Annotated in this window: 21 protein-coding genes and 1 tRNA gene; 11 read left to right on the forward strand and 11 right to left on the reverse strand. The window is 50.2% G+C overall.

Annotated features, from left to right (window positions below; translation table 11 throughout):
• The first annotated feature begins 33 nt into the window (after positions 1–33).
• From GVO84_RS14400 to GVO84_RS14410, 3 genes are all read left to right on the forward strand, one after another.
• Entirely contained in the window at positions 34–345 is a 312-nt protein-coding gene (locus GVO84_RS14400) for a phage holin family protein (protein WP_228057695.1), read from the forward strand.
• Entirely contained in the window at positions 332–721 is a 390-nt protein-coding gene (locus tag GVO84_RS14405) for a M15 family metallopeptidase (protein ID WP_159514488.1), read from the forward strand. The genes GVO84_RS14400 and GVO84_RS14405 overlap by 14 nt, the downstream gene beginning before the upstream one ends.
• Before the next feature lie 247 nt (positions 722–968).
• Positions 969–2,495, forward strand: a complete 1,527-nt coding sequence (locus GVO84_RS14410; protein WP_159514489.1) for an aryl-sulfate sulfotransferase — start codon at positions 969–971, stop codon at positions 2,493–2,495.
• 124 nt (positions 2,496–2,619) lie between these two features.
• Here GVO84_RS14410 and GVO84_RS14415 read toward each other — a convergent pair whose 3' ends face one another.
• A complete protein-coding gene (locus GVO84_RS14415) occupies positions 2,620–3,783 on the reverse strand; it encodes a cytoplasmic protein (protein WP_159515652.1) in 1,164 nt (387 codons plus the stop codon).
• A gap of 132 nt (positions 3,784–3,915) precedes the next feature.
• Between GVO84_RS14415 and GVO84_RS14420 the strand changes: the two genes are divergently transcribed.
• From GVO84_RS14420 to GVO84_RS14440, 5 genes are all read left to right on the forward strand, one after another.
• On the forward strand, positions 3,916–5,469 hold the full coding sequence (locus tag GVO84_RS14420; protein ID WP_159515653.1) for a bifunctional metallophosphatase/5'-nucleotidase: 1,554 nt from the start codon (positions 3,916–3,918) through the stop codon (positions 5,467–5,469).
• 137 nt (positions 5,470–5,606) lie between these two features.
• A complete protein-coding gene (locus tag GVO84_RS14425) occupies positions 5,607–7,169 on the forward strand; it encodes a bifunctional metallophosphatase/5'-nucleotidase (RefSeq protein WP_159514490.1) in 1,563 nt (520 codons plus the stop codon).
• Positions 7,170–7,253: 84 nt separating this feature from the next.
• The gene (locus GVO84_RS14430) at positions 7,254–8,135 is read left to right on the forward strand and encodes a nucleoside-specific channel-forming protein Tsx (RefSeq protein WP_159514491.1); all 882 of its coding nucleotides are present in this window, start codon (positions 7,254–7,256) and stop codon (positions 8,133–8,135) included.
• A gap of 22 nt (positions 8,136–8,157) precedes the next feature.
• Entirely contained in the window at positions 8,158–9,768 is a 1,611-nt protein-coding gene (locus GVO84_RS14435) for a bifunctional metallophosphatase/5'-nucleotidase (RefSeq protein ID WP_159514492.1), read from the forward strand.
• A gap of 162 nt (positions 9,769–9,930) precedes the next feature.
• The gene (locus GVO84_RS14440; protein WP_236545853.1) at positions 9,931–10,836 is read left to right on the forward strand and encodes a radical SAM protein; all 906 of its coding nucleotides are present in this window, start codon (positions 9,931–9,933) and stop codon (positions 10,834–10,836) included.
• Positions 10,837–10,844: 8 nt separating this feature from the next.
• Here GVO84_RS14440 and GVO84_RS14445 read toward each other — a convergent pair whose 3' ends face one another.
• Positions 10,845–11,738, reverse strand: a complete 894-nt coding sequence (locus GVO84_RS14445) for a LysR substrate-binding domain-containing protein (RefSeq protein WP_159514494.1) — start codon at positions 11,736–11,738, stop codon at positions 10,845–10,847.
• 170 nt (positions 11,739–11,908) lie between these two features.
• On the opposite strand from GVO84_RS14445, the gene GVO84_RS14450 reads away from it, so the two are divergent.
• Positions 11,909–12,517 carry a glutathione S-transferase family protein gene (locus GVO84_RS14450; protein WP_159514495.1) on the forward strand — a complete coding sequence of 203 codons (609 nt, stop codon included), beginning with the start codon at positions 11,909–11,911 and terminating at the stop codon, positions 12,515–12,517.
• A gap of 42 nt (positions 12,518–12,559) precedes the next feature.
• Here GVO84_RS14450 and cbl read toward each other — a convergent pair whose 3' ends face one another.
• Complete coding sequence (gene cbl, locus GVO84_RS14455; RefSeq protein WP_159514496.1) at positions 12,560–13,510, reverse strand: HTH-type transcriptional regulator Cbl; 951 nt, start codon at positions 13,508–13,510, stop codon at positions 12,560–12,562.
• Between the two features lie 96 nt (positions 13,511–13,606).
• A complete protein-coding gene (gene nac / locus GVO84_RS14460) occupies positions 13,607–14,524 on the reverse strand; it encodes a nitrogen assimilation transcriptional regulator NAC (protein WP_008499475.1) in 918 nt (305 codons plus the stop codon).
• 320 nt (positions 14,525–14,844) lie between these two features.
• On the opposite strand from nac, the gene GVO84_RS14465 reads away from it, so the two are divergent.
• Positions 14,845–14,920 (forward strand) — tRNA-Asn (locus tag GVO84_RS14465).
• A 145-nt stretch (positions 14,921–15,065) separates the two neighbouring features.
• Here the strand turns inward: GVO84_RS14465 and ldtA are convergent.
• Positions 15,066–15,962: a L,D-transpeptidase gene (ldtA, locus tag GVO84_RS14470; protein WP_159514497.1), complete on the reverse strand. Its 897-nt coding sequence runs from the start codon at positions 15,960–15,962 to the stop codon at positions 15,066–15,068.
• A 166-nt stretch (positions 15,963–16,128) separates the two neighbouring features.
• On the opposite strand from ldtA, the gene GVO84_RS14475 reads away from it, so the two are divergent.
• Positions 16,129–17,022, forward strand: coding sequence for a LysR family transcriptional regulator (locus GVO84_RS14475; protein ID WP_159514498.1), 894 nt, complete (start codon positions 16,129–16,131; stop codon positions 17,020–17,022).
• Here the strand turns inward: GVO84_RS14475 and GVO84_RS14480 are convergent.
• Genes GVO84_RS14480 through GVO84_RS14505 form a run of 6 tightly spaced genes read right to left on the reverse strand, consistent with a single transcriptional unit; the run spans position 16,988 to position 23,574 of the window.
• Positions 16,988–17,881, reverse strand: a complete 894-nt coding sequence (locus GVO84_RS14480; protein WP_159514499.1) for a DUF6282 family protein — start codon at positions 17,879–17,881, stop codon at positions 16,988–16,990. The two genes, GVO84_RS14475 and GVO84_RS14480, sit on opposite strands and share 35 nt — an antisense overlap.
• The gene (locus GVO84_RS14485; protein ID WP_159514500.1) at positions 17,878–18,546 is read right to left on the reverse strand and encodes an RraA family protein; all 669 of its coding nucleotides are present in this window, start codon (positions 18,544–18,546) and stop codon (positions 17,878–17,880) included. The genes GVO84_RS14480 and GVO84_RS14485 overlap by 4 nt, the downstream gene beginning before the upstream one ends.
• A 7-nt stretch (positions 18,547–18,553) precedes the next feature.
• Positions 18,554–20,713, reverse strand: a complete 2,160-nt coding sequence (locus GVO84_RS14490; RefSeq protein WP_236545855.1) for an isocitrate/isopropylmalate dehydrogenase family protein — start codon at positions 20,711–20,713, stop codon at positions 18,554–18,556.
• Positions 20,710–21,426, reverse strand: coding sequence for an alpha/beta fold hydrolase (locus GVO84_RS14495; protein ID WP_159514502.1), 717 nt, complete (start codon positions 21,424–21,426; stop codon positions 20,710–20,712). The genes GVO84_RS14490 and GVO84_RS14495 overlap by 4 nt, the downstream gene beginning before the upstream one ends.
• Complete coding sequence (locus tag GVO84_RS14500) at positions 21,423–22,421, reverse strand: 3-hydroxy-3-methylglutaryl-CoA lyase (protein ID WP_236545856.1); 999 nt, start codon at positions 22,419–22,421, stop codon at positions 21,423–21,425. The genes GVO84_RS14495 and GVO84_RS14500 overlap by 4 nt, the downstream gene beginning before the upstream one ends.
• Positions 22,357–23,574, reverse strand: coding sequence for a multidrug effflux MFS transporter (locus tag GVO84_RS14505; protein WP_159514503.1), 1,218 nt, complete (start codon positions 23,572–23,574; stop codon positions 22,357–22,359). Before GVO84_RS14505 ends, GVO84_RS14500 begins: the two co-directional genes overlap by 65 nt.
• Positions 23,575–23,577: the final 3 nt, after the last annotated feature.

Below are 23,577 nucleotides of genomic sequence, written 5' to 3' on the forward strand. Positions count from 1 at the left end.
TTCGTTATTAACTCACCTATGGAGGTAATTGTTTTGCCATGGAAAGACCCATCATCAAATGCATTTTTTAGCTGGGTTTACATAATATTATTCGGCGCGTGGGGAGGTCTTGTTAGATATCTCCTTGACGTTAAGTCGGGCCAGTCGGGAAGAAATTTATTTTCGGCAGTAGCACAAATTATTGTGTCAGGATTCACCGGTGTACTTGCTGGATTGATGTCCCAAAGCCTGGGAACAGTATTTCACACTTCACTTGCCGTCAGCGGTATATCAGGTGCTATGGGCGTTGTTGCCCTTAATTATTACTGGAAAAAAATCTCTGGAGACAGCAATGATAAATCATGAATTTAGTAAAACGACTGAAAAGAACCTTAAAGGCGTACATAAGGACCTTTCTGATGTAATGAGAAAAGCGTTGAAATTATCGCCTATTGATTTCGGCATTTCAGAAGGGGTAAGAAACCAGAAGCGGCAGCTTGAGCTATTGGCAGCAGGAAAATCATTAACCTCAAAAAGCAGGCATTTAACGGGACACGCCGTCGATGTATTCGCAGTCATAAACGGCACAGCATCCTGGGAGTTTAAACATTACCAGACAATTGCAACGGCTGTTTTTCAGGCTGCTAAGGAGTTATCTGTTGATGTTGAATGGGGCGGAAACTGGACGGAAATAAAGGATGGGGTTCATTTTCAGCTCTCACGAAAGATGTATCCTGAATAGCAGCTAAATATTTGGCAGGTCTATTCTGGCCGATAATACTGTACACCAGCATTTGCTGGATGATAAACCATGCCATGCTTATTCAACTATTTTACAAGAGGAGAATTACAATACAAAACTATTTTTAATTACCACAGCATCAAATTATCCGCCAGGCGTTTATTTGTTCGCTATTTATTTTAGCGATACCTTATTGCGCTGGCAAAAAATATATATTTCATTGAACGAAACAAAAAGGAATACAATCATGACTATTACTTATGTTAAAACTGAACTTGCACCAGCCGACAACCAGCTCGCTGCATATATTTATTTTACCTCTGATACGCCAGTAAGCTACTCTTACACCGTATCAAAACGGACGACCAGCCCAACCAGCGTAGATTTCACCTATGAATCGGATCTGATTTATGGCGTTTCTCAAACCATAAAAATTCCTGTTATTGGTCTTTATGCACAATATGCAAACAGCGTGCAGGTCGTGTTTAAGGATGAAACGGGAGCTGAAGTTTTCAATCAGGCATTCACTATTAGCACCGAAGATCAGATATATGATACCTCTGTCATCTTCCATCTCGATATTGAACAAACCGATCCTGCACTGTTTACCTCTGTATGGGGAAACAGCTGGTTAATGGAATCCACTGGCCGTGGTTATGACCAGAATGGTGACCTGCGTTTTAACTTCGTATCGGTTTATCATCTCCAGCCGCTGCGAATCCATAATGGCTACCTCTATACCGGTAGCGATGAAGATATGTCCTGGTACGGACGTCGCTTCTTCAAAATTGACATTATGGGTAATGTCGTTCTGGAATTCGACCTGCGCGATGCTGATGGCAATCATTATGCAAATACTCACGATGTAGTCTGGGACTCAGCGGGCGACATTTATATGTTTGGCACCGATAGCCCTAACCGACTCACCAATACGATGGCGCAAGATGCCGTGGTGCTAAAATTCAACGATCAGACAGGGAAAATGATTTGGGCGAAAAACTATACCAGTGAGTATAGTGGCTCTCAAATCTTGAATAATAATACCCCTAATGATGTCCATTTTAACTCACTCACATGGATTGCAAGCAGTCCAAACAACGAAGAAGCCGTTATTGTCCACTCTCGCACAACGAGCACCACTTTTGGTATTTCTATCGTTGATGGTAGTATCTTGTGGGCAATCGACACCGGTAATTTCAACCCTCAGTTCCCGGCTAAACAAACGACTGTTCATATTGATAACACTGGTATTACTCACTATGAAAATGGTGCCCATACGGTGTGCATCACTAATAATAGTGCATTTGCAGCAAATATCGATCCTACCGTAGGCAAATTTGTCTTATCAGTTTTTGATAACAGATCTTGCGTTGATGCAAATGGAAACCCTGTTATTCGCCCGATGAATGACGAAGCAACAACGGATGCCTACCAAACCGATCCAGCACGCATTCTTTTCTATGCGGTAGACTTAGCAGCCAAAACAGCGGTGGAAATTCATGCACCTATTGAACTTCCAACGACGCCTATCATCCAATGGACTGACTTTATGGGCAGCGTGTTTGATCATGGTGATTATTTCGTTATTTTCACCTGCCATGCGCGTTCATTCTTTATCAGTGATGTGGACGGCAATATGATTGCTTCTATCTACGATGTCATTTCATTACCTGATGGCGCACCTCAATTCCCTGGTGAGGCCTATCGTGCAAGATTTTTTAACGAAACGGAGCTTACTGATGTCATCACTGCGGCATCCCTTCATGCAAATTAATAAAAAGATTAGCAATCGATCGGCAGGTTTGATTACCTATTAATCGTACTGCAAATGTTAAAAGGGTTCATGTATCTACATGAACCCTTGACGTTATATCTCAAGAATGCAGGGCATAATTTTATCACGAATAGATTGAGCCGGTGCTCGTGCCAGACAACGGTTGTGTAAGTTTATCGTTATACTCATCCGCCAGAGAAAGGAGAATCTGCGTTACGCGCCCAGCGGAGAGTTTGGCACTTTTCGTAAATTCAGCTTGCTGGTATAGCCAGTGGCTAAAGTGCCTGCTGGCCCTTAAAGAGAGTATTTTAGCGTTACGCTTATCCCCCCCTGTCAAAGGGCATACCATCCTGCGGTTTTTCCCCTGCCCCCAGAGCTGCCACTGAGTTTGCCACCAGCCGTGCTGTGTTGTTCTCAGTAAAGCCCAGGGTATATCGCTCTCATCTTCAGTGATTTCCTCTTCTATAAACCAAAGCTCACCTTGCCGCTGGCGAAACAGATCTGCCCACGCGGTAATAACGGCGCCTCGAAGAAAGCATTCATGTGAAATAACGTGTGTCTTTACCTGAGGGAAAAGGATGTTCAGCAAACGAAAATGCCCGTGAGCCGCGATAACGGGACGCAGAATCGCACCTCTGGCGTTACGTTTGAGAGCTGCACTTCCATACTGAATTTCATCAAACTGGCTCCGATGTAGAAACTGCATCTCGCGCATATCAACGCGATTTACGATATCACTATGGCGCAAATCAGGCTCACTATTCCCACGCCAGTGATACCTTAACGTTTCACCGCTGGCATGCGGCGTAAAATTTGTAGAGATATGAAGAACACTACCGCGGTCGGCGTCGAAACTGAGTAGCACGTACAGCTTCTGTTCTGTACTACTCCCCTGAAAAGGCACAATGAGTGAAATAGTTTCAATTCGCTCCGGGGGGACAATTTTTCTTTTTGTTTGCCGTTTGGGCGTCCAGACTTTTCTGCAGGCTCGGCACTGCACCCGCTGCGTTCTCTGTGGGTTATAACCATAACAAATAGTTTTCAGGCTATAACATTCAGGACAAAAATAACCGTTTTCTGAGGCATATGCTTTTAAGTGAGCAGATAGCCATTCATTAAATTGTTGTTCATCAAACAGCGGGGGATAACTCCCGCAAGCCCGACAGTGTAATGCCGGAAACCCCAGCCTGTAATCTGGCCAACTGTAATCTGAACATGCCGATACAGGTAGCCCTAAATTGCGGCAACCAAACGATTTGCAGGTATTAATCGTAAATAGAGTCAATATGTGTTACCAACGATTTCAAGAGGTCGCTGATTTTGCCTCATAACTCCTGATTGATTGTGTGAGCAGACTCGCATAAAAGATTCTTTCAGAACGTAAAGTAACGAACCTTTATATAACTGAAAGGAACTGATGATGAATATAAAAGCGATTAGCGCAGGCATTCTGTTGACATTACCATTTTGGGCCTGTGCCAAGGATGTCACATTTATTTATACCAACGATCTCCACGCTCATGTGGAGCCTTATAAGGTTCCATGGATCGCTGAAGGCAAACGCGATGTCGGTGGTTGGGCGAATATCACCACCATGGTGAAAGAGGAAAAGCAAAAAAGTAAAGCAACATGGTTTTTTGATGCAGGTGATTATTTTACGGGTCCTTATATTAGTAGCTTAACTAAGGGAAAAGCTATTATTGATATAATGAATACCATGCCGTTTGACGCAGTCACGATAGGTAATCATGAATTCGATCACGGCTGGGATAATACGTTATTACAGTTAAGCCAGGCGAAATTCCCTATTGTACAGGGCAACATATTCTATCAGAACAGCAGCAAGTTATTCTGGGATAAGCCATATACCATCATCGAAAAAGAGGGTGTGAAAATTGGCGTCATTGGTTTGCACGGCGTCTTTGCCTTCAATGATACCGTTTCAGCGGCAACACGCGTAGGTATTGAAGCGCGGGATGAAATTAAGTGGCTGCAGAGCTATTTAGATGAACTCAAAGGAAAAGTCGACTTAACCGTATTGCTGGTTCATGAAGGCACGCCGGCGCGTCAGTCCAGTGTGGGGGGGACCGACGTACGCCGTGCGCTGGATAAAGATATTCAAACCGCAAGCCAGGTAAAAGGCCTGGATATTCTGATTACGGGACATGCGCATGTTGGTACCCCGGAACCGATTAAAGTAGGCAATACGTTGATCCTCTCGACCGACAGCGGCGGCATTGATGTGGGGAAACTGGTACTGGACTACACGAAGCCGCATCAGTTTACGGTGAAAAATTTCGAGCTTAAAACCATTTACGCCGATGAGTGGAAGCCCGATCCGCAAACGAAAAAGGTCATAGACGGCTGGAATAAGCAACTTGATGAAGTGGTTCAACAAACCGTAGCGCAGTCGCCGGTTGAATTGACGCGTGCGTATGGTGAATCAGCCTCGCTGGGAAATCTGGCTGCTGACGCTTTGCTGGCGGCAGCGGGTAAAAATACCCAGTTGGCCTTGACCAACTCCGGTGGGATTCGCAATGAAATCCCGTCTGGCGCGATTACGATGGGTGGTGTCATTAGTACGTTCCCCTTCCCTAACGAGCTGGCCACGATGGACCTCACGGGGAAACAATTACGCACGCTGATGGAGCATGCCGCAAGTTTAAGCAATGGCGTCTTGCAGGTATCAAAAGGCCTGGAGATGAAGTATGACAGCAGTAAACCGATCGGTCAGCGAGTCGTCGTATTTACACTTAACGGCAAGCCAATTGAAGACGCGACCGTCTACCACATTGCCACCCAGAGCTTCCTTGCTGACGGTGGGGATGGTTTTACCACCTTTACCGAAGGTAAAGCACGCAATACAACAGGCGGTTACTACGTTTCTAACGCTGTGATCGATTACTTCAAGGCGGGCAATACCATTACGGATGAGCAGATCAACGGCATGCGCGTTGCTGATGTAAAAAAATAAAGGTCCCTGCCATACATGCTTTCGGTGCCGCATTGGTGATGAATGCATTGAAATGAATGTAATGAAATAACCGTTTAAGGGTTCATATATCTACATGAACCCTTTTTCAAACTATCGTTTTTTCAAGGGAATTGATTATGAAGAAAAATATAAAGCTGAGTCTGATTACGTTGTGCTTGTCCGCAACGCTTACTGCATCAGTTAATGCGAAAGATGTGACAATTTACTATACCAACGATCTGCATGCGCATGTCTCTCCGGGGAAAGTCCCCACCGTTGACAAAGAACGTCTGGTAGGGGGTTTTGCTAATATAGCGACCATCGTTAATGATGCTAAGAAAAAAAGTAAAGATATCTTTTTCTTTGATGCAGGTGATTACTTTACCGGACCCTATATAAGCACCCTGACCAAAGGTGAAGCAATTATTGATATCATGAACACCATGCCTTTTGACGCTGTGTCGGTGGGGAACCACGAATTTGACCATGGCGTTGATAATATGGTTAAGCAGTTATCAAAAGCAAACTTCCCCATTTTGTTAGGCAATGTTTTTTATACCAACAGTGATAAGCCCGTCTGGAATAACCCCTGGACGATCGTCGAAAAAAATGGCATTAAAATTGGTGTAATCGGGGTGCATCAGAAATTTGCATTTTATGACACGATTGCCGCTAAAGCTTACGCAGGCTCAGAGGCGCGTGATGAAGTGCCTTATATTCAACAAGCGCTTGATGCGTTAAAAGGTAAAGTGGATATCATCGTGCTGCTTATCCATGAAGGTACGCCAGCGCGTCAATCAAGTTATGGAAACAAAGACGTAGCCAGAATGCTGCAAGCTGATATCGATACCGCAAAGAAATTTAAGGGTATTGATGTATTAATCACGGGTCATGCCCATGTAGGTACGCCAGAGCCAATTAAAGTCAATGACACTCTCATTGTTTCAACGGATGCCTATGGCACTGATATTGGTAAATTAGTATTGGATTATAACCCTCAGACTAAAAAAATTGAGGGTTATAATGGTAAATTAATCACTGTATTTGCTGACGAATATAAGCCAGATCCAAAAGTACAAGCCAGAATTGATGAATGGAATGCCAGGCTGAAAAAAATCACTGGCCAGGTTATTGGATCGACAACGGCGCCCTTCACACGTTCTTATGGTGAATCATCACCTGTCGGTAATTTAATTATCGACGCCATGATGGCAAAAGTGCCGGATGCCGTCGTTGGATTACAAAATAGCGGCGGAATACGTGCTGATTTCCCACAGGGGAACTTAACCTACGGCGATGTCATTACTACCTTCCCATTTAATAACGATCTGGTTGAAATGGATCTCACCGGTAAAGATCTCACCGATTTAATGATCCATGCAACTAATCTCACCAATGGTATTTTGCAAGTGTCAAAAAGCGTTCATGTTGAATATGACAGTAAAAAACCGCTGGGTGAACGTCTTATTAAATTCACTGTTAATAATCAGCCTATAGATCCAGCCAGAACATATCGGGTTGCTACACACTCATTTTGCGCGACAGGTGGCGATGGATTTGAAGCGTTTTTAAAAGGGAAAAACATCAAAACCATCAACAGTACTACCTCTGCCGAGTCAATTATTGATTACGTTAAGGCGCATAGCCCAGTAAAACCCGATCTTGAAATGAGGGTGACTGATGTAAGCGCTGCTAAATAGATTCAACAAGAAGTGGTGAAATACTGACGCGTATTTCAAATAACACTCGTTTTTCAACAGACTTCCATAGAAGGAATTATACGCATGAAAAAAATGAAATTTCTTTTGCCAGGCGCATTGATATTGCTACCTGTGGTTGCGTTTGCAGACTCTGGAAATGATGAATACCTATCAGACTGGTGGCATCAAAGCATTAATATTGTCGGCAGCAACTCTACCCGCTTCGGGCCACAAAAAAGAGCAGACTTATATCCAGAATATCGTGCGTGGGCACATGTGGATTGGTTTGATTTCTACGGCTACGCCGATTTACCTAAATTTTTTGGTTTAGGAAATGATAACGATATCGGCATTTGGGATAATGGCTCGCCATTCTTCATGGAAATAGAACCACGCTTTAGCATCGACAAATTAACGGGGCTCGACCTGAGTTTTGGTCCATTTAAAGAATGGTATTTTGCTCACAACTATATTTATGATGCGGGCACTAATGAAGGACAGCGTCAGAGTACCTGGTATATGGGGCTTGGGACAGATATCGATACGGGATTACCGATGACGTTATCTGCGAACATCTACGCTAAATACCAGGGGAATAATTATAACGCCGCCAACGAAAACGAATGGGATGGGTATCGATTTAAAGTAAAATATGCTGTTCCGCTCACTACGCTGTTTGGCGGCAAGCTAAATTACGTCGGTTTCACCAACTTTGATTTCGGCTCAGACTTAAAAGACGAATCAGGAGGCGCGCAGCCATTTTACTCACGTACAAATGACTCAATCGTTTCCACCCATATCCTCAGCTTAGTTTACTCTCACTGGAGTTATGGCGCGACCCTTCGTTATTTCTATCATGGTGGGCAATTTGAAGAAGGCAGTAAAGCATACAACAGCAAAGGGCAGATCACGCGTATAGACTCAACGGGGTGGGCCTACTATTTAACCGCCGGATACACTTTTTAAATATGACTAAAAGGAATTGGCCATGAAGAAAAGAATAATTGCTGCAAGTGTTCTGTTGACGTTGCCATTTTGGGCAGGTGCCAAAGATGTCACTATTATCTATACCAACGATCTCCACGCGCATGTCGATACTTACAAACTTCCTTATGTCGCCAACGGCACAAGGGATATTGGCGGATTCGCTAATATCACGACCTTAGTAAAACAGGAAAAAGCAAAAAATAAAGCCACCTTTTATTTTGATGCCGGTGACTACTTTACCGGCCCCTATATCAGCAGTCTGACAAAGGGGGAGGCAATAATTGATATTATGAATACTATGCCCTTTGATGCGGTATCAATTGGCAATCATGAATTTGACCATGGCTGGGATAATCTCCTGCGCCAGTTAAGCAAGGCAAACTTCCCTGTTCTGTTAGGGAATGTATTCCATAAGGACAGCGAAAAACCTTTCTGGAACAAACCGTATACCATTCTGGAAAAAGATGGCGTAAAGATTGGCGTTATTGGGCTGCACGGCGTGTTTGCGTTTAATGACACTGTCTCAGAACTCTCGCTCCAGGGTCTCGATAATGATAATAACAACCGCTTTGATAAATCAGCAGCGGCCCTTAAGAACCAGGGGATTGAGGCTCGCGATGAGGTGAAGTATCTGCAGCACTACCTGGATGAGCTGCGGGGCAAAGTTGACGTTACCGTCGCGCTGATTCATGAAGGTGTTCCGGCGCGTCAGTCCAGCATTGGGAATACCGATGTCCGACGTGCACTGGATAAAGATATTCAGACGGCAAGCCAGGTCACAGGACTTGATATTCTTATCACCGGACATGCTCACACAGGAACGCCAGAACCGATCAAAGTGGGGAATACGTTAATCCTCTCAACTGACAGCGGCGGTATCGATGTCGGTAAATTGGTACTCGATGTTAAACCTGCCACGCATACCCATGAAGTGAAAAGCTTCGAGCTTAAAACGCTTTACGTTGATGAATGGAAACCTGATCCAACAACGCAGAAGGTTATTAATGGCTGGAATAAAAAACTCGCGGATATCGTGCGCCAGCCGGTCGGTGAATCCCCCATCGCGTTAACCCGTGCCTATGGCGAGTCATCACAACTTGGGAACTTGTTTACGGATGCAATGCTTGCCGCCGCGCCGAAGGCACAGATAGCGCTGATTAATTCTGGTAGCTTACGGGCCGATCTCAACGCAGGCCCTGTTACTTTTGGTGATATCACCAGCACATTCCCCTTCAAGAATGAGCTTACAGAGATGGATCTCAGCGGCAAGGATCTGCGTAATCTGATGGAGCATGGCGCATCGCTCACGAATGGCATACTTCAAATGTCACAGGGGGCTGAAATGCATTATATGCCGCAGAAACCAGCAGGTAAGCGCGTCGTATCTTTCACAATTAACGGCAAAGAGATTGCCGATACGGAGACTTACCATGTTGCTACGACGACATTCCTTGCTTTAGGAGGCGATGGTTTTCTGGCATTTAAAGAAGGGAAAAATGTTCAAGTCCGTGCCGGACACAATATGTCCGATGTGGTCATTGACTATCTGAAGTCAGGGCACAAAATCGTTCCTGCACAAGTTAATGAAATGCGCGTTGAAGTCAGTAAATAATAAAATAATGATGCCATTCATTTGTGGATGGCATCACTTTTTATAAAGATGGAAAGTTGCCCTATGACGGAAAAACACTTAACTACATTCTGTAATTTACATTGTACAGAATGCTCTCATCTCCATAAAATGCGACTGCACCCGGAATGCCAAACGGGTTGTATGGATGATACGACGCTTAAGCAATATATTCGTCAGAAAATTGAATCATGGGAAACTGGCGATGTGCATTTTTCCTGGCAAGATGAAGAATTAACGTCTGACGGATTAATTTTTTTAAAACGCGTCATTGACTTACAGCTGCGGTTTGCACAAGGTAAAACTATTATTAATACATTGCTCATCAGCGGTATTACGTTAGATGACGGCTGGTGTGAATTCATCAAAAAGAATGATTTTCTTATTTGCATTTCGGTAGATGGTGATAGTCAGCAAAGCGACACGTTCAGCAAAACGATTTCTCAAAGCCCAGTGGCTAATATGATTGAAGTAAACGTGAGGCTACTGCATAAGCACGACATTGCATTCAGTACGCTTACCGTCCTTAACAACATAAATAGCCAGCAGCCGCTGCGGGTCTATCATTATTTGAAGAGTCTTGGCAGTCGCCATATGTTGTTTATCCCCTTACTTAAACCGCTTGAACAAGGTGGTGTGGACGCGCAAAGCCTTGCGCCCGCCGCACTGGGGATTTTTTTGAAAACGATTTTTTATACCTGGATACGCCTGGACATTGGAACGATTAAAATCCCTATCTTTGAGCATGCATTTGCTGCGTGGTGCGGGTTATCTGTGCCAACCTGCGTTTATGCATCCTGTGATGACAGCAATCCACATTTCACAGCGAAACTGGCAAAAGAATGTACGAGTTGCAAAATGGAATTCGCCTGCCGCGGCGGTTGTGCAAAAGACCGCATAGCGCTTTCCCAATCCGGTGAGCCGCAGCTTAATTATTTTTGCGAAAGCTATCAGGCTTTTTTTACTTATGCGGAACCCTATATGTTGATGATGAAGGCTTTGTGGGAACAAAACTATGCGCCTTCCGATATTCGAAAGTATTTGGCCTGACATCGTTCTCAGGGCGCCGTCTGCTGAAGCCAGATCCGCACTTCTTCGTTCAGCCACGCGACAAAAAGAGCCACCTCCGGCTTCGCCTCCTTTGGCTGCGCTGTCACCAGCCAGTAAGGCCAGGGATACGGCGCGGTGATGGAGGTTAGCTGGACCAGTTCACCTCTGGTGATGGCATCCTGAACCAGAGAGCGACGCTCCAGCGCGATGCCTTTCCCGAGCCGAACGGCTTCGATAATGATATTGGAGTCGTTAATACATAAACCGCCAGGCACGATCTCTTTCTCCAGCCCCGCATTCACGCACCACGTTTTCCAGGACTCCATGGAAAAAATAATATGACTCTTTGCAATCTCAGCCGGCGTAGCGGGCAGCACGCCGTCGTTATAGCCAGGAGCGGCCACCACGATGAGCTCATCGGAAAAAAGGTAATGGCTTTCACTCCCCTCCCAGTTTCCCTTCCCCATCCGTATGGCGATGTCTATCCCCTCCTGTTGCAGGCTGGTGACCGTCAGGCTGGCCTGGATCCGCAGGGTGATAAGTGGATATTTCACCCGAAAGCGTTCCAGGCACGGCAACAGCCAGTGGCATCCAAAAGACGGCACCATCGCCAGCGTCAGCTCCTGTTTTCTCGGCTTCACCTGCACGAGCCGGGTGGCATCTGCGATATGGTTCAGCGCCTCGCGTACCTGTAGGGCATAGAGCCGCCCTTCTTCGTTGAGCTGCACCCCTCGCCCGTTCCGGATGAAGAGCTTCACGCCCACCATCTCCTCCAGCACTTTGATCTGCTGGCTGATAGCGGAATGGGTAACGTGGAGTTCTTTCGCCGCCAGCGTCACGCTGCCAAGACGGGCGACGGCTTCGAAGCTTCGCAAACTGGCAATGGGTGGAAAATCGGACATGAAAACACTCCCTTATCTGCACTGGATCTATAACGACAGCTTGCCCACATGTCAGTAATACTAACCTTTACGGTAAGATACTGAAGATATTCGCCAGGAAGTTTGTATTGTAATGTCAGTTCATCCTTTTCAATGACGCGTTATTTCACAGAGACAGGAAAACGGGAATTATGATTAAGCTTATTGGCATGATGGATTCGCCTTATGTACGGCGCGTGGCGATCTCTCTTGAGCTTTATGGCGTTAAGTTTGAAAGCCAGCCGCTGTCAGTCTTTAGCACCTTCGAAGCGTTCTCCCGGATCAACCCCGCGGTAAAAGCGCCAACGTTGATTCTGGATAACGGAATACGGCTGATGGACTCGTCGCTGATACTGAACTATTTTGAGTCTCAGGCCACCCCCGAGCGGAGACTCCTGCCCGTCGCGCCGGATGCGCAGGCAAAGGATCTTCAGACGCTGGGCTTTATTCTCGCCGCCGCTGAGAAGGCCGTGCAAAATGTGTATGAACACCACCAGCGCCCGGTGGAAAAGCAGCACGCTGCATGGGTCGAACGCATTACAACCCAGCTGCTGGCGGCCTGCAGGGAATGGAATACCTTACTGGAGGGGCGCCCCGCCACCACCGTTCCCGATCAGGTTGCCGTCACGAGCACGGTTGTCTGGACGTTTATTCAGTCGATGATCCCGCACGTCGTTAACGCAGCGGATTTCAGAGAGATTCAGGCATTTGCCGAATCATTCGAATCACAGGCGGTCTTTAAAAAATATCCGTTCAACTAAGCGATGAGCCCGGTAGCGCAGCGCTACCGGGCAGGCCAGCAGCTAAATCTGATAATCAATCGCCACTTCTTCCGGCTCCATCACCTGGCGTTTAATCTCATCCACCGACAGCCCGGCGTTGCAGAGCTCTATAAAGCGCCACACATAGTTGCGCTGCAGTTGCCCGCGCTTCAGGCCAAGCCATACGGTATTGGCGTCAAACAGATGTCGCGTATCAAGACGCACCAGATTCCCGTCCTCGCGTTCTCCGCTGGACTGTTCCGCAACCAGACCAATGCCCAGGCCAAGCTCAACGTAGGTTTTGATCACATCAGAATCCTGCGCGCTCAGCACCACATCCGGCGTTAGCCCTTTACGGTTGAAGGCTTCATCAATGCGCGAACGTCCGGTGATCCCCTGGCGGTATGTGATCAGCGGCCATTTCGCAACGTCTTCCAGCGTCAGAGGAGAGACCTGATTCAGCGGATGATCGACCGGGAGCAATAAGCTGTGGTACCAGCGAAACCAGGGGAACGCCACCAGCAGCGGGTCGTTGCTCAGGCGCTCGCTGGCAATGCCGATATCCGCCCCACCGTTTTGCAGCAGCACTTCAATTTCCTGCGGCGTGCCCTGGATGAGCTCCAGACGGACGTCAGGGAAAAGTTCGCGGAAGGCTTTTATCACCGGCGGCAGGCTGTAGCGCGCCTGGGTGTGGGTGGTGGCGATGGTGAGTACGCCCGAGGCGTCATTGGTGAAGAGATCCGCCAGACGACGCACGTTGCTGGCCTCGTTGAGGATCCGCTCTGCGATGATGAGCAAAGCCTTACCCGGCTCCGTCATGCCGAGCAGCCGCTTGCCGCGACGGATAAAGATCTCTATACCCAGTTCCTCTTCCAGCTCGCGGATATGGCGGCTGACGCCGGACTGAGAGGTATAAAGCATATTGGCGACCTCGGTCAGGTTGTAGTCCCGCCTGGCCGCCTCACGGATAATTTTAAGTTGCTGGAAATTCACGATTCACTCCGGCGCATCTGACATAGCTCTATTGTTAGAGTCAGCCGAGCTGCAGAACAAATAATAAAAACCAGCATCTTATGCTTTTATGGAATATCAGCTCACGAGCTGGAGTTCACGGTTCTCAAGCGACGGCTTGCTGACCAGCGACATCAAAATCTCTTTTACCGCCTGTGCCTGAGGCGACAGCGAACCGCGCGCAGACATGTTCAGCGACAGCGGCAGACTCATCGAAGGCGTGGTGATCCGCGCCATCCAGCCGTTTGCCGCGCTGCACAGCGAGCGTGCTGCGGACTCCGGCAGAACCGTCACGCCCATTCCGCTGGCAATGGCCGCGGTGAGCGTGGAGATTGAGTCAATTTCACCGATGATTTTGGCCGTCAGGCGGCGCAGGGAGAACGCTTCGTCCACGCGCACGCGCACGGCGCTATAGTCGCGCGGCAGATAGAGGTTCATCTCTGCCACGGCGGTAAGGTCTACGCTCTGGCCCGGACAGTCCCGAGTCCCCACGAGGTAGAGATCTTCTTTCAGCAGCGGCTGGCTGGTGATGCCGGCGACCGGGGAGCGATCGTATAGGACCGCCATGTCCAGCTGGCCATTGAGCAGTTTGTCATTCAGGACGGAACCGCTGTTTTCGTGCAGGTAGACCAGCACTTCAGGCAGCTCGGCGCGAACGGCCTGCAGCAGCGGCATGGTAATAGAGGACGCGGCCGTTCCCGGCGCCAGGCCGATAGACACGTGCCCGCTCAGGGTCTGCCCCACGTTATTCACCGCCAGCTGCGCCTGTTCACACTGGCGAAGGATGGTGCGCGCATGGGTATAAAGGATTTTGCCTGCTTCCGTTGGTGTGACGCCGCGTTTGGTGCGAATCAACAGCTGCTGATCCATCTCGCCTTCCAGAGTAGCCACCTGCTGGCTCAGCGCGGGCTGCGCGATATGCAGCACTTCTGCCGCTTGAGTCAGGCTGCCGATATCGACGATTTTTACGAAGTATTTCAGTCGTCTTAAGTTCATTTTGCCCCCTGTTCGAAATGCTGTGCCGGAACCGGCTGTCGTTGTTGAACAGGTTTTGCAATATGAATGCCACTTTTACCAGGCGGTCTAAATTGTTCGCTAAGCGCCTGAAAATAAGGAAACCTAATCATGGAGGGGGGTTTTATTACCGATACAGCAGTTTATGATCTGCCCCATTAGGGGTATACCCGCACCATGACGGTGCATTCTGCTGCCAAAAACATCACTTTGCCGATTTTGTCAGCAAACGATCAAAAGGCGTTGATCCACCCTTTGACAAGGCGAACGCAGGTCGATAATATGCGCCCCGTTCACACGATTCCTCTGTAGTTCAGTCGGTAGAACGGCGGACTGTTAATCCGTATGTCACTGGTTCGAGTCCAGTCAGAGGAGCCAAATTTAAAAAGCCTGCTTTAAAAGCAGGCTTTTTGCTTTTCGGCATCTGGTAAAATTGTCGGGTGGCGGCTGCGCCTTACCCGACCTACAAAAACCTCGAATCGTAGGCCGGGTAAGGCGCAGCCGCCACCCGGCGAAAATCACCTCACATGCCGATCTTAACCGGCATCCCCGATCGCCGCTCCAGTTCAGCGCCCGCGCCCTCGTTTATCAGCTGCGTTCGCTGCGCGGCTGAAATAGGCAGAGGCACTTTCCGGGTTGACTCAAATTCCGCGCGGTTACGTGATAATGGCTCGTGAACCTCCACCCAGCGGCTGCCGTCCGGCTCGGTGGTGACTTTAACGGGCCGATCGATAAGCTGCACGCGGGTTCCCACGGGAACGTTATCGAAAAGGTATTTGATATCGTTATTACGCAGACGAATACAGCCCTGGCTCACCCGCAGCCCGATGCCGAAATTCGAGTTTGTGCCGTGAATGGCATAGAGCCTGCCGATATAAATCGCATACAGCCCCATCGGGTTATCCGGCCCGGCGGGCACGAACGCCGGAAGCGTTTTCCCTTCTGCCGCATAGGCACGCCGCGTATTTGGCGTCGGAGACCAGGTTGGCCCCTCCTGCTTACGCTCAACGGCCGTCACCCAGTTACGCGGGGTTTCACGCCCGGCCTGACCGATGCCGATGGGCAGCACTTCAACGGTATTGCCACCCGGCGGGTAGTAGTAGAGGCGCATTTCTGCCGCATTCACGATAATGCCCTCGCGGACGGTGTCAGGCAAAATCAGCTGCTGAGGGATGGTTAAGGTCGTTCCGGCTTTTGGCAAAAAAGGATCCACGCCCGGGTTTGCTTCCAGCATGTTGCTCAGCCCCTGCCCGTACTGCGCCGCAAAATACTCCAGCGGCCGGGTATTCCCCTGGGGGACCACAACCGTAACGGGAGCGCCAACAAGACGACTGCCTTCAGGGGGAAGTGGGTACGTAACGGCCAGCGCACCGGGAGTTATGGCAGCAAGCATTAACGCGAGCGAGAATAAGCGAATCATAGTTTCCCTGATCTTAAACCTGATAGTCACAGGCTAACTATAACTGCCCGCTGCGAAATTTGTCAGAATAGTCACGCTGCGATAACGGTTTGCAATAAAAACCAGCACAACATGCTGATGAAATAATGCGAGAATAGCGATACCAGACCAGCGTCAGGAGGACACAATGCTGGAAAATATGAAAGCCTTCAGAATGGTCGTAGAGTGTCAGGGGTTCCGTGCCGCCGCGATGGCCATGAAACTCTCCCCGGCCATGATCAGCCGCAGAATTGAAAAGCTGGAAAGCGAGGTAAATGCGCAACTGATTAAACGCAATTCGCGCCGCATTTCACTGACGACGGCTGGAGAGCAATTTTACCAGCGCTGCCTGCTCATTATTGATGAATATGAGTCCTGCCTCAGGGATGTCAAAAGCCTCAGTAACGAAATTGGCGGCAATCTCAAAGTGGGTATACCCCATTCAATCAGCAACCAGCACGTTATTCCGCACCTTGGCGCCTTCCTGGAGCGCTATCCCAATCTGAGGCTGGACATCGTGACCGGCAATCACTGCATGGAGCTGTTCAGCCACGGCTTCGATCTGGCGCTTCAGTGCGGGCCACTCCCCGACAGCAACCTTTATTACACGCTGATTGGCTACTGGCGAAAATATACCTGTCTTTCACGCTCCTACGCGCAGCAGCACGGTATTCCGCAACATCCTGACGAGCTGCGCCAGCATACCTGCCTTCTGCATTTTGATAACCACCGCCGCAGCTGGAAATTTGTTATTGACGATGAGCTGGTTGAAATCCGCCCTCATTACGTCTCCAGAGTGAGCAACAGCCTCGACCTGTGCAATATGGTGCATCACGGGTTAGGGATCTGTTACCTGCCGGAATTCACCGTGAGAGCGGGAATGGAGTCAGGAGAAATCATCACCGCCCTTGATGCCTATATGCCTGCCCCTCTTCCCATGTACGTGGTGCATATCAATCCTCATCCCTCGCCCAAGGAACAGGCATTTATTGATTTCCTCCGCACGCTTAACCTTGCAACGGCCCCGGCGCCAACATCCTGAGCGGGTTCAGCAGCGCGATCTCATCGATGCGCGCCGCATCCAGTCCGGCCTCTCTGAACCAGCGGTGGCTATCCTCCAGCCACTCGCCGATGTCGGGCTGGCCCGGCTGGCCCAGATCCGAGCTGTAAACCAGGTTATGGACTCCCGTCAGCACCTCATAGAGATCGTCGAGGGGCTGATAGCCTAAATAGACCGTCAGGGCGCACTGCTCAACAAAGAGCCACTCGTGTTCGCCGAGCGCGCGCAGTTCACGGGCGGTAAATCCCGTCATCGGATTCGCCGGCTGGTTCAGCATCAGCCTGCATCCACCCACTCGCTCAACGGCCTCAATCAGACGCAGCGTTTGGTCTTTCGTTGCATGTCCTGAGGAGAGCACAATGTCATGATGCCGGGCAAAATGAATGAGCGTTTTTACGCCAGAACGTAATTCACCCCCATCGTCAGCAATCGAGAGCGGCTGCCCGGCGAAATGCCGGGCATACTCGTTACTGAACGTCCGGGATAACCCGCTTTTATGCGCCGTTGGAACCACGGTTGGCAAGTGCACAAGCAGCCTGGGCGCGCCGTCAAACTGATACTGACTCAGCGCCTGGCGGACAACGTTAAGGTTTATTCCCCCGGCGGCGGCATTCAGTACAACCGAGCCAAAGACGGGCAGCCCCCTCTCCTGCATTGCCGATGCCAGCGCACTGACGCTCCCCAGGTGGTTCTTAAGCACCACGCCCCCCTGAAGCTGCGCGTAACGTTCCCCGGCCTCCATTGCGGAGTAACGCCGCTGATAGCTGTCCGGGCGCGCGTGATAGTGCACGTCCAGAAAGCGCAGGCGGGACGCCCAGTAGTCATAAAACGGGCGCGTCATGCTTTTGCTTCCCAGGGCACATGGTAGCCAAGCGTTTGTCGGGCTTCGTCGAGCGAGGTGCCTTCACGAACAGCATTAATGATTTCACGCTCCGTCTTTTCAACATTTTCAGCCCGACGGATCACCTCCTCCAGCTGCTCAGCGGGGATCGCCAGAACGCCATTCTCATCGCCGAAAATCCAGTCGCCGGGGCAGACCGTTACCCCTTCAATCTGCAGCGCACACTGTACCGCGCTGACCCGCGCACGGTTCTTGCCGGAAACCATATAGATATTGCTGGCGAACAGCGGGTAATTCATCTGACGAATGTCTGCAATGTCCCTGGCTGAGCCGTAGATGACGGAACCGGCGATGCCTTTAAGCACGGCTTTGGTGGTCAGAATATTGCCCCAGTTGGTGCAGTCCGTACGGCCACCATTGTCCACAACGATGACCGCGCCAGCCGGAACCTGATCGATATAGTTCCCCGCATTCATAAACTGGTTTTTCTCCACCACGCAGGCTTCATACTTGACGGTCCAGGCAGGCCCTGCCAGCTTTCCGCCCCCGGCCTGCAGCTTAATGCCCGCAAGGCCACCCGCAATGTATAAACTGTCCAGCGCATCCGAAATGGCTGCCGTATCCAGCGCCAGCAGGCGCGACTGAAGCGTCGGGTGAGTCGTCATTGTCGAATTATCCATGTTGTGTTGTCAGGGTTTTTAAGGCGCACCAGGCGGCATATTCCGGCAGGGTTTGCGCAAGCAGTATTCTGTTCATCGGAAACGTCATCTGATGCGCCTGACCATTCTGGTGACGAACCGATATTGTCATTTGCCCCAGATGGGCTTCGCCGATCGGAAGCTCGTGGAGCGAGGGGCTAACCGTCACATCCATCCTGACCGCTGGCTCTCCTTTTCGGTGCTGGGATCCTGCGGGCAGGTAAGCCGGGAGGTCTGCATCTGACGTATGCCAGCGAATACTGCACGCCTCCTGCAGTATTTCTCCCGCCGTTTTATTCCGTTTACTCACAAGATATGGACGCAGCGCGCTGTCCAGACTTTGCCTCACCGAAAGCGGCAGAGGCCGATGTTCAGGCGTCACAATCTGGACGATGACGTAAGGGCTTTTCCATAAGAAATGGCTGTCCCAGTCCGTGGAGGTAACCAGCGCACTGACGATAGAACCAACCTCGCTCTCGCTGATGCCGAGCAGGGTCCAGCTGTGCTTTTTCCTTTCAGGCCCGGTTTCCACGCTGTTTGCCAGCGTCTCTTCCAGCATCGGTAACGCCTGGGAGGGCGGCCCAGGCAGAACCACCAGCTGGCTGCCCGCCACGCATGCGCTGAACCCTGGTGCGGTGCCGGAAGCGTTATCCAGAATGGAAGCGCCTTCGGGGAAACGCGCCTGAAGACGATTCGAAGGATCGTTCTTCACCCCGAACGTCACGAGACGGCGTTCAATGGTTTTCCACGTCTCTTCGTCGTGTACCAGCGGTTTATTCAGGACCTGAGCAATCGCCTCGCGGGTTTTATCGTCAGAGGTTGGGCCAAGTCCGCCGCATACCACAATGAGATCGTCCTGCCCGATACGCCCCGTCACTACCGAGCGTATCTGCGGGATATTGTCTGCACAGGTCGCCTGAAATCTGACCCGGTAATGCGCCTTTTCAAGGCATTGACTGATAGTCTGCTGGTTTGTGTTAAGGCATTGCCCGGAAAGGAGCTCATCACCAATCGCGATCACGCTGGCCGTTTTCGCGATGGCTGGCTGAACCAGGGCGTCGATTATTGCCTTTGCCATCTCCTGCGTTGTCGCCGAGCCGCCTAAATCGTAGGTGGCCACCTTCCCGTCACGAACAACGCGATCGACAGCCTGCTGCAGTTTTTCCGCCTGCGCCTCAAAGCCCAGGTACTCCAGCATGAGCGCAATCGTGTAGAACATCGCACACGGATTGGCTTTTCCCTGCCCCGCCATCCCCGGCGCGCTGCCGTGTACGGGTTCAAAATAGGCTACCTCACTGCCAATATTGGCGCTGGGTGCCAGGCCAAGTCCCCCCATCACGCCGGCAGCCAGATCCGACAGGATATCGCCAAACATATTTTCTGCGACAATCACGCCAAACTCGTGAGGCTTGCGTACCAGCCAGAGGGCAATCGCATCAACGTTATGAATATCTGCCCGAATGTCAGGAAAGCGCGCGGCCACTTCATGAAAAATGGTTGCTGCGAAATGGCCGCTTTCGCGCATGACGTTGGGTTTATCGGCAAACGTGACGCGCGAAAAGTGGTTTTTGCGGGCATAGTCGAAGGCCGTCTGAAACAGGCGCTCCAGGCCATAGCGCGTTTGCAGGCGGACTGACCATGCCGCCTCGTCCGGGCCATATTTTTCGAGGTTCGGGTGCTTAAGCCAGCTGGCCACGTTCGCGCCGACGCCTTTAAAATCCATTCCGGCGTACAACCCCTCGGTATTTTCCCGGATCACACAGCAGCGGAAAGGACGTCGCTCCCCTGTTACATATTTCACCGGACGGATGTTGGCAAAGAGCCCAAGCCTCTGCCGGAGTTGAATCACCGGTGAGACGTACTCAATGCCTTTCTGCCGGAGCGCTAAAGGTAGCGCCTGCTGAGCCTGCAATTTTCCCTTGCTGGTGATGGCCCCCAGCAGCACTGCATCAGCCTCCGCAATCTGATCCCAGGTACGGGCTGGCACAGGATTACCCTCACGTTCCCAGCAGGACCAGCCTATTTCCCCAAAGGTCAGGTGGATGGGAAGATCCAGCGCACCGATGACGGGTAACGCGGCGTCGCACACTTCCTGACCAATACCGTCTCCCGGCAATACCAGAACATTTTTCATAAGGTATCGATCCATTCGTTGAGCAGCGCATTCACCGCAGCCGGATTGTCATTCCACGGACGCATCCCCGCGCCGGGAATGCGTTTGTAATAGTGCTGGGTTCGGGGGCTGTGGGTCTGGTTTTCCCATGAGGCCAGCTGGGATTTTTCACCCACAATCGCCAGGTAGTTACCGTCATAGGCGGCAATATCCGCGCGGGCATCCATCTTTAACAGCAGTGAGAATCCGGTGAGCATTCTCTTAATCGCCGACATTTTCTCGGTATCTGGCAGGGTAAATTTCTCCCGCGGCGCAGGCGAACCTTCGGGCAGGACATAGTGATGCAGAATATCCATGGACGAACCGAGTTCACCTTTTTCAAGTAGAGAGATGAGACGAACCAGCCGCTGCGTTAATTTTTCGTCGGCAAAACCGGGGGCGCTCACGCTCAAGACGCCCGCTACGCCGCGTAAACGGTGCGCCAGCAGCTGCACCAGCGTGCCTGCCATTGCAAACCCCACCAGCAGCCAGGGGCGTTTGACTTGGGCATTTAGCGTCTGGCAAAGCACGTCAATCGCGCTCTGCGGATCGTCGTGTGTAATCAGGTTCAACGTATCAACGATCGTGACGGAAAATCCTTTCTCTTCGAGCAAGGTAACCAGCGGAGCGCAAAACGCCCCCCCGTCCCAGGCGGGCATGACCGGCGCCAGTATTACTGCATCCTGTAATTTCATGCTGCCGTTCCTGTGATCACGTTATCAATAGCGCTGAAGGTTCTCTGGCTTTCTGTCGTCAGCGTCTCTTCCACCATCTTCCGGTTTTCGACGCTGAGATTTTTCACCCCAAGGATCATATCCACCACGCTGCGGTAAGAGGCGTTGTAGAATTCCTTCGATACCAGCTGATGCACCTGATTAAATATCCACTCCGTGTGATAACGGTCTTTGCCTTCGTTGAAATTACACAGCGACAGCCAGGTTTCCATCGCCAGGTTTCCCGCCCCTTTTCCCATGCCGGTCAGGGAACTATCAATAAAGGTCGCGCCAGCCTTTACGGCTTCAATGGAGTTTGCCATTGCCAGCCCCAGGTTATCGTGGGCATGGAATCCCACCTCAAGCGGGGTGGTGCATTTAAGCAGGTTGACCAGACGCGCGGTCTGCTCTGGCCGCAAGCTGCCGTTAGAGTCCGCAATGCAAATAATATCGGCCCCGGCTTTCTCACACTGCAATGCCACGTCAACAAGCGTCTTCGCGTTAATTTGGCTGGCTCGCGTAAAGTTCATACTCACGCGCAGACCGTTCTCTTTCGCCACCTCACACATTTCCAGCGCGGGTTGGGGATTATCTGTTTTGATACAGATCCGCAGCAGCGCAACGCCGCTTTTTCGGAGGCTAATAATATCTTGTCGGTTAATATTATGAGGGTGGGCAATGACCACTAATTTTGCTTCGGGCACGGCATCATGAATCGCCTGGATATAATTATCGGGAGACATTCCGGTTAAACCAATATCCGCGATGGGTTTAAACGAACCGTTTCGGTAACCTATTTCTATCCATTCAACGCCACTGCCCACCAGTGCGCGCACATGCTTAATTGCGTAGTCTACGGGGAAGCTAAAATTGTTTTGATACCCGCCATCCCTTAATGTGACATCTATATTATTAATCATTGATATTACTCTCTTTACTGGAGATAAATTCCATAAACCCATATTGACCAAAAACATATACAAGGAAACCTACAACGCAGACGCAGGCAATAATCAGCGCGGTCATGACGGGAGCATGAGCGGAGAGTTTTCCAATAAGGAAGGTTGCGAGCGCTGCGCTTCCAAGCTGTAATGCGCCCATCACCCCCGAGGCCGTTCCTGACGCCTGCGGATGTGCCGCGATGGCAGACGCCGTGCCCAACGGCAGCAGGAAGCCATTGCCAAAAGTCAGAATGCCGATGGAGATAATGCTGGTGAACAAAGGCACTGGGCTTAAGTACATCTGAAGCGCAAAGACGATGCCGCCGATGACAAAAATGCGATACCCACGGCGAATGGTCTCTTCAATACCCACCAGGCGAGATCTTTTTTTAGCGATAAGATTCCCCGCCACGTAGCTTACGGAAAGCAAAATATAGGTGTAACCGATATAAAGCGGTGAAAGCCCAAGCTTGCCCAGCAAAAAGGGCGACTCGACGATATAGGAAAAATAGGCCGCGTAAGCAAAACAGGGAATGGCGGCATAAAACAAAAACTGCCTGTTTCTTAACACCACAAGGGTGTTGACCATGGCCGCCATCACGCTCAGCCTTTGCCTTTTTTCAGGCGGTAACGTTTCGCGCAGCGCGGTGAGACAGAGTCCCAGCGTCATGACGATAAACAAGGTCAAAAAGATAAAACAGGATTTCCAGCCGAAGTGTTGGGTTAAAACGCCGCCGATCATGGGCGCAATAGCCGGTGACATCCCGACAAAGGGAAATATGACAAGATACAGCTGGGCCGAAGACTTCTTATCCAACATGTCATTAATAATCGCCCGGCTGATGGTGATACCGGCGCAGGAGCCGATGCCCTGTAATAAGCGTAAAATAAGCAGCTCATTAATATGAGTAGAGTAAATAACGCCGACCGTCGAAACCAACCAGATTAACAGCCCCGCAATAAGCGTTTTCTTTCTCCCCAGGCTGTCGCTTAACGGCCCATACACCAGCTGTGAAAACGCAACACCAAATAAAAACAGGGCGATAGCATCCTGTATTTGCGCCTCCGTGACCTTATAAAACAACTGCATTTCGCTCAGCGCAGGCAAAAAGATATCGGTAGATATTAATCCGCCCACGGACAGGCATGCAATTAATACCACCAGGGGCATAGATAGCGTTTTATTCATATT

The organism is Enterobacter sp. SM3 (genome assembly GCF_009811935.2).
Lineage (GTDB): Bacteria > Pseudomonadota > Gammaproteobacteria > Enterobacterales > Enterobacteriaceae > Enterobacter > Enterobacter asburiae_D.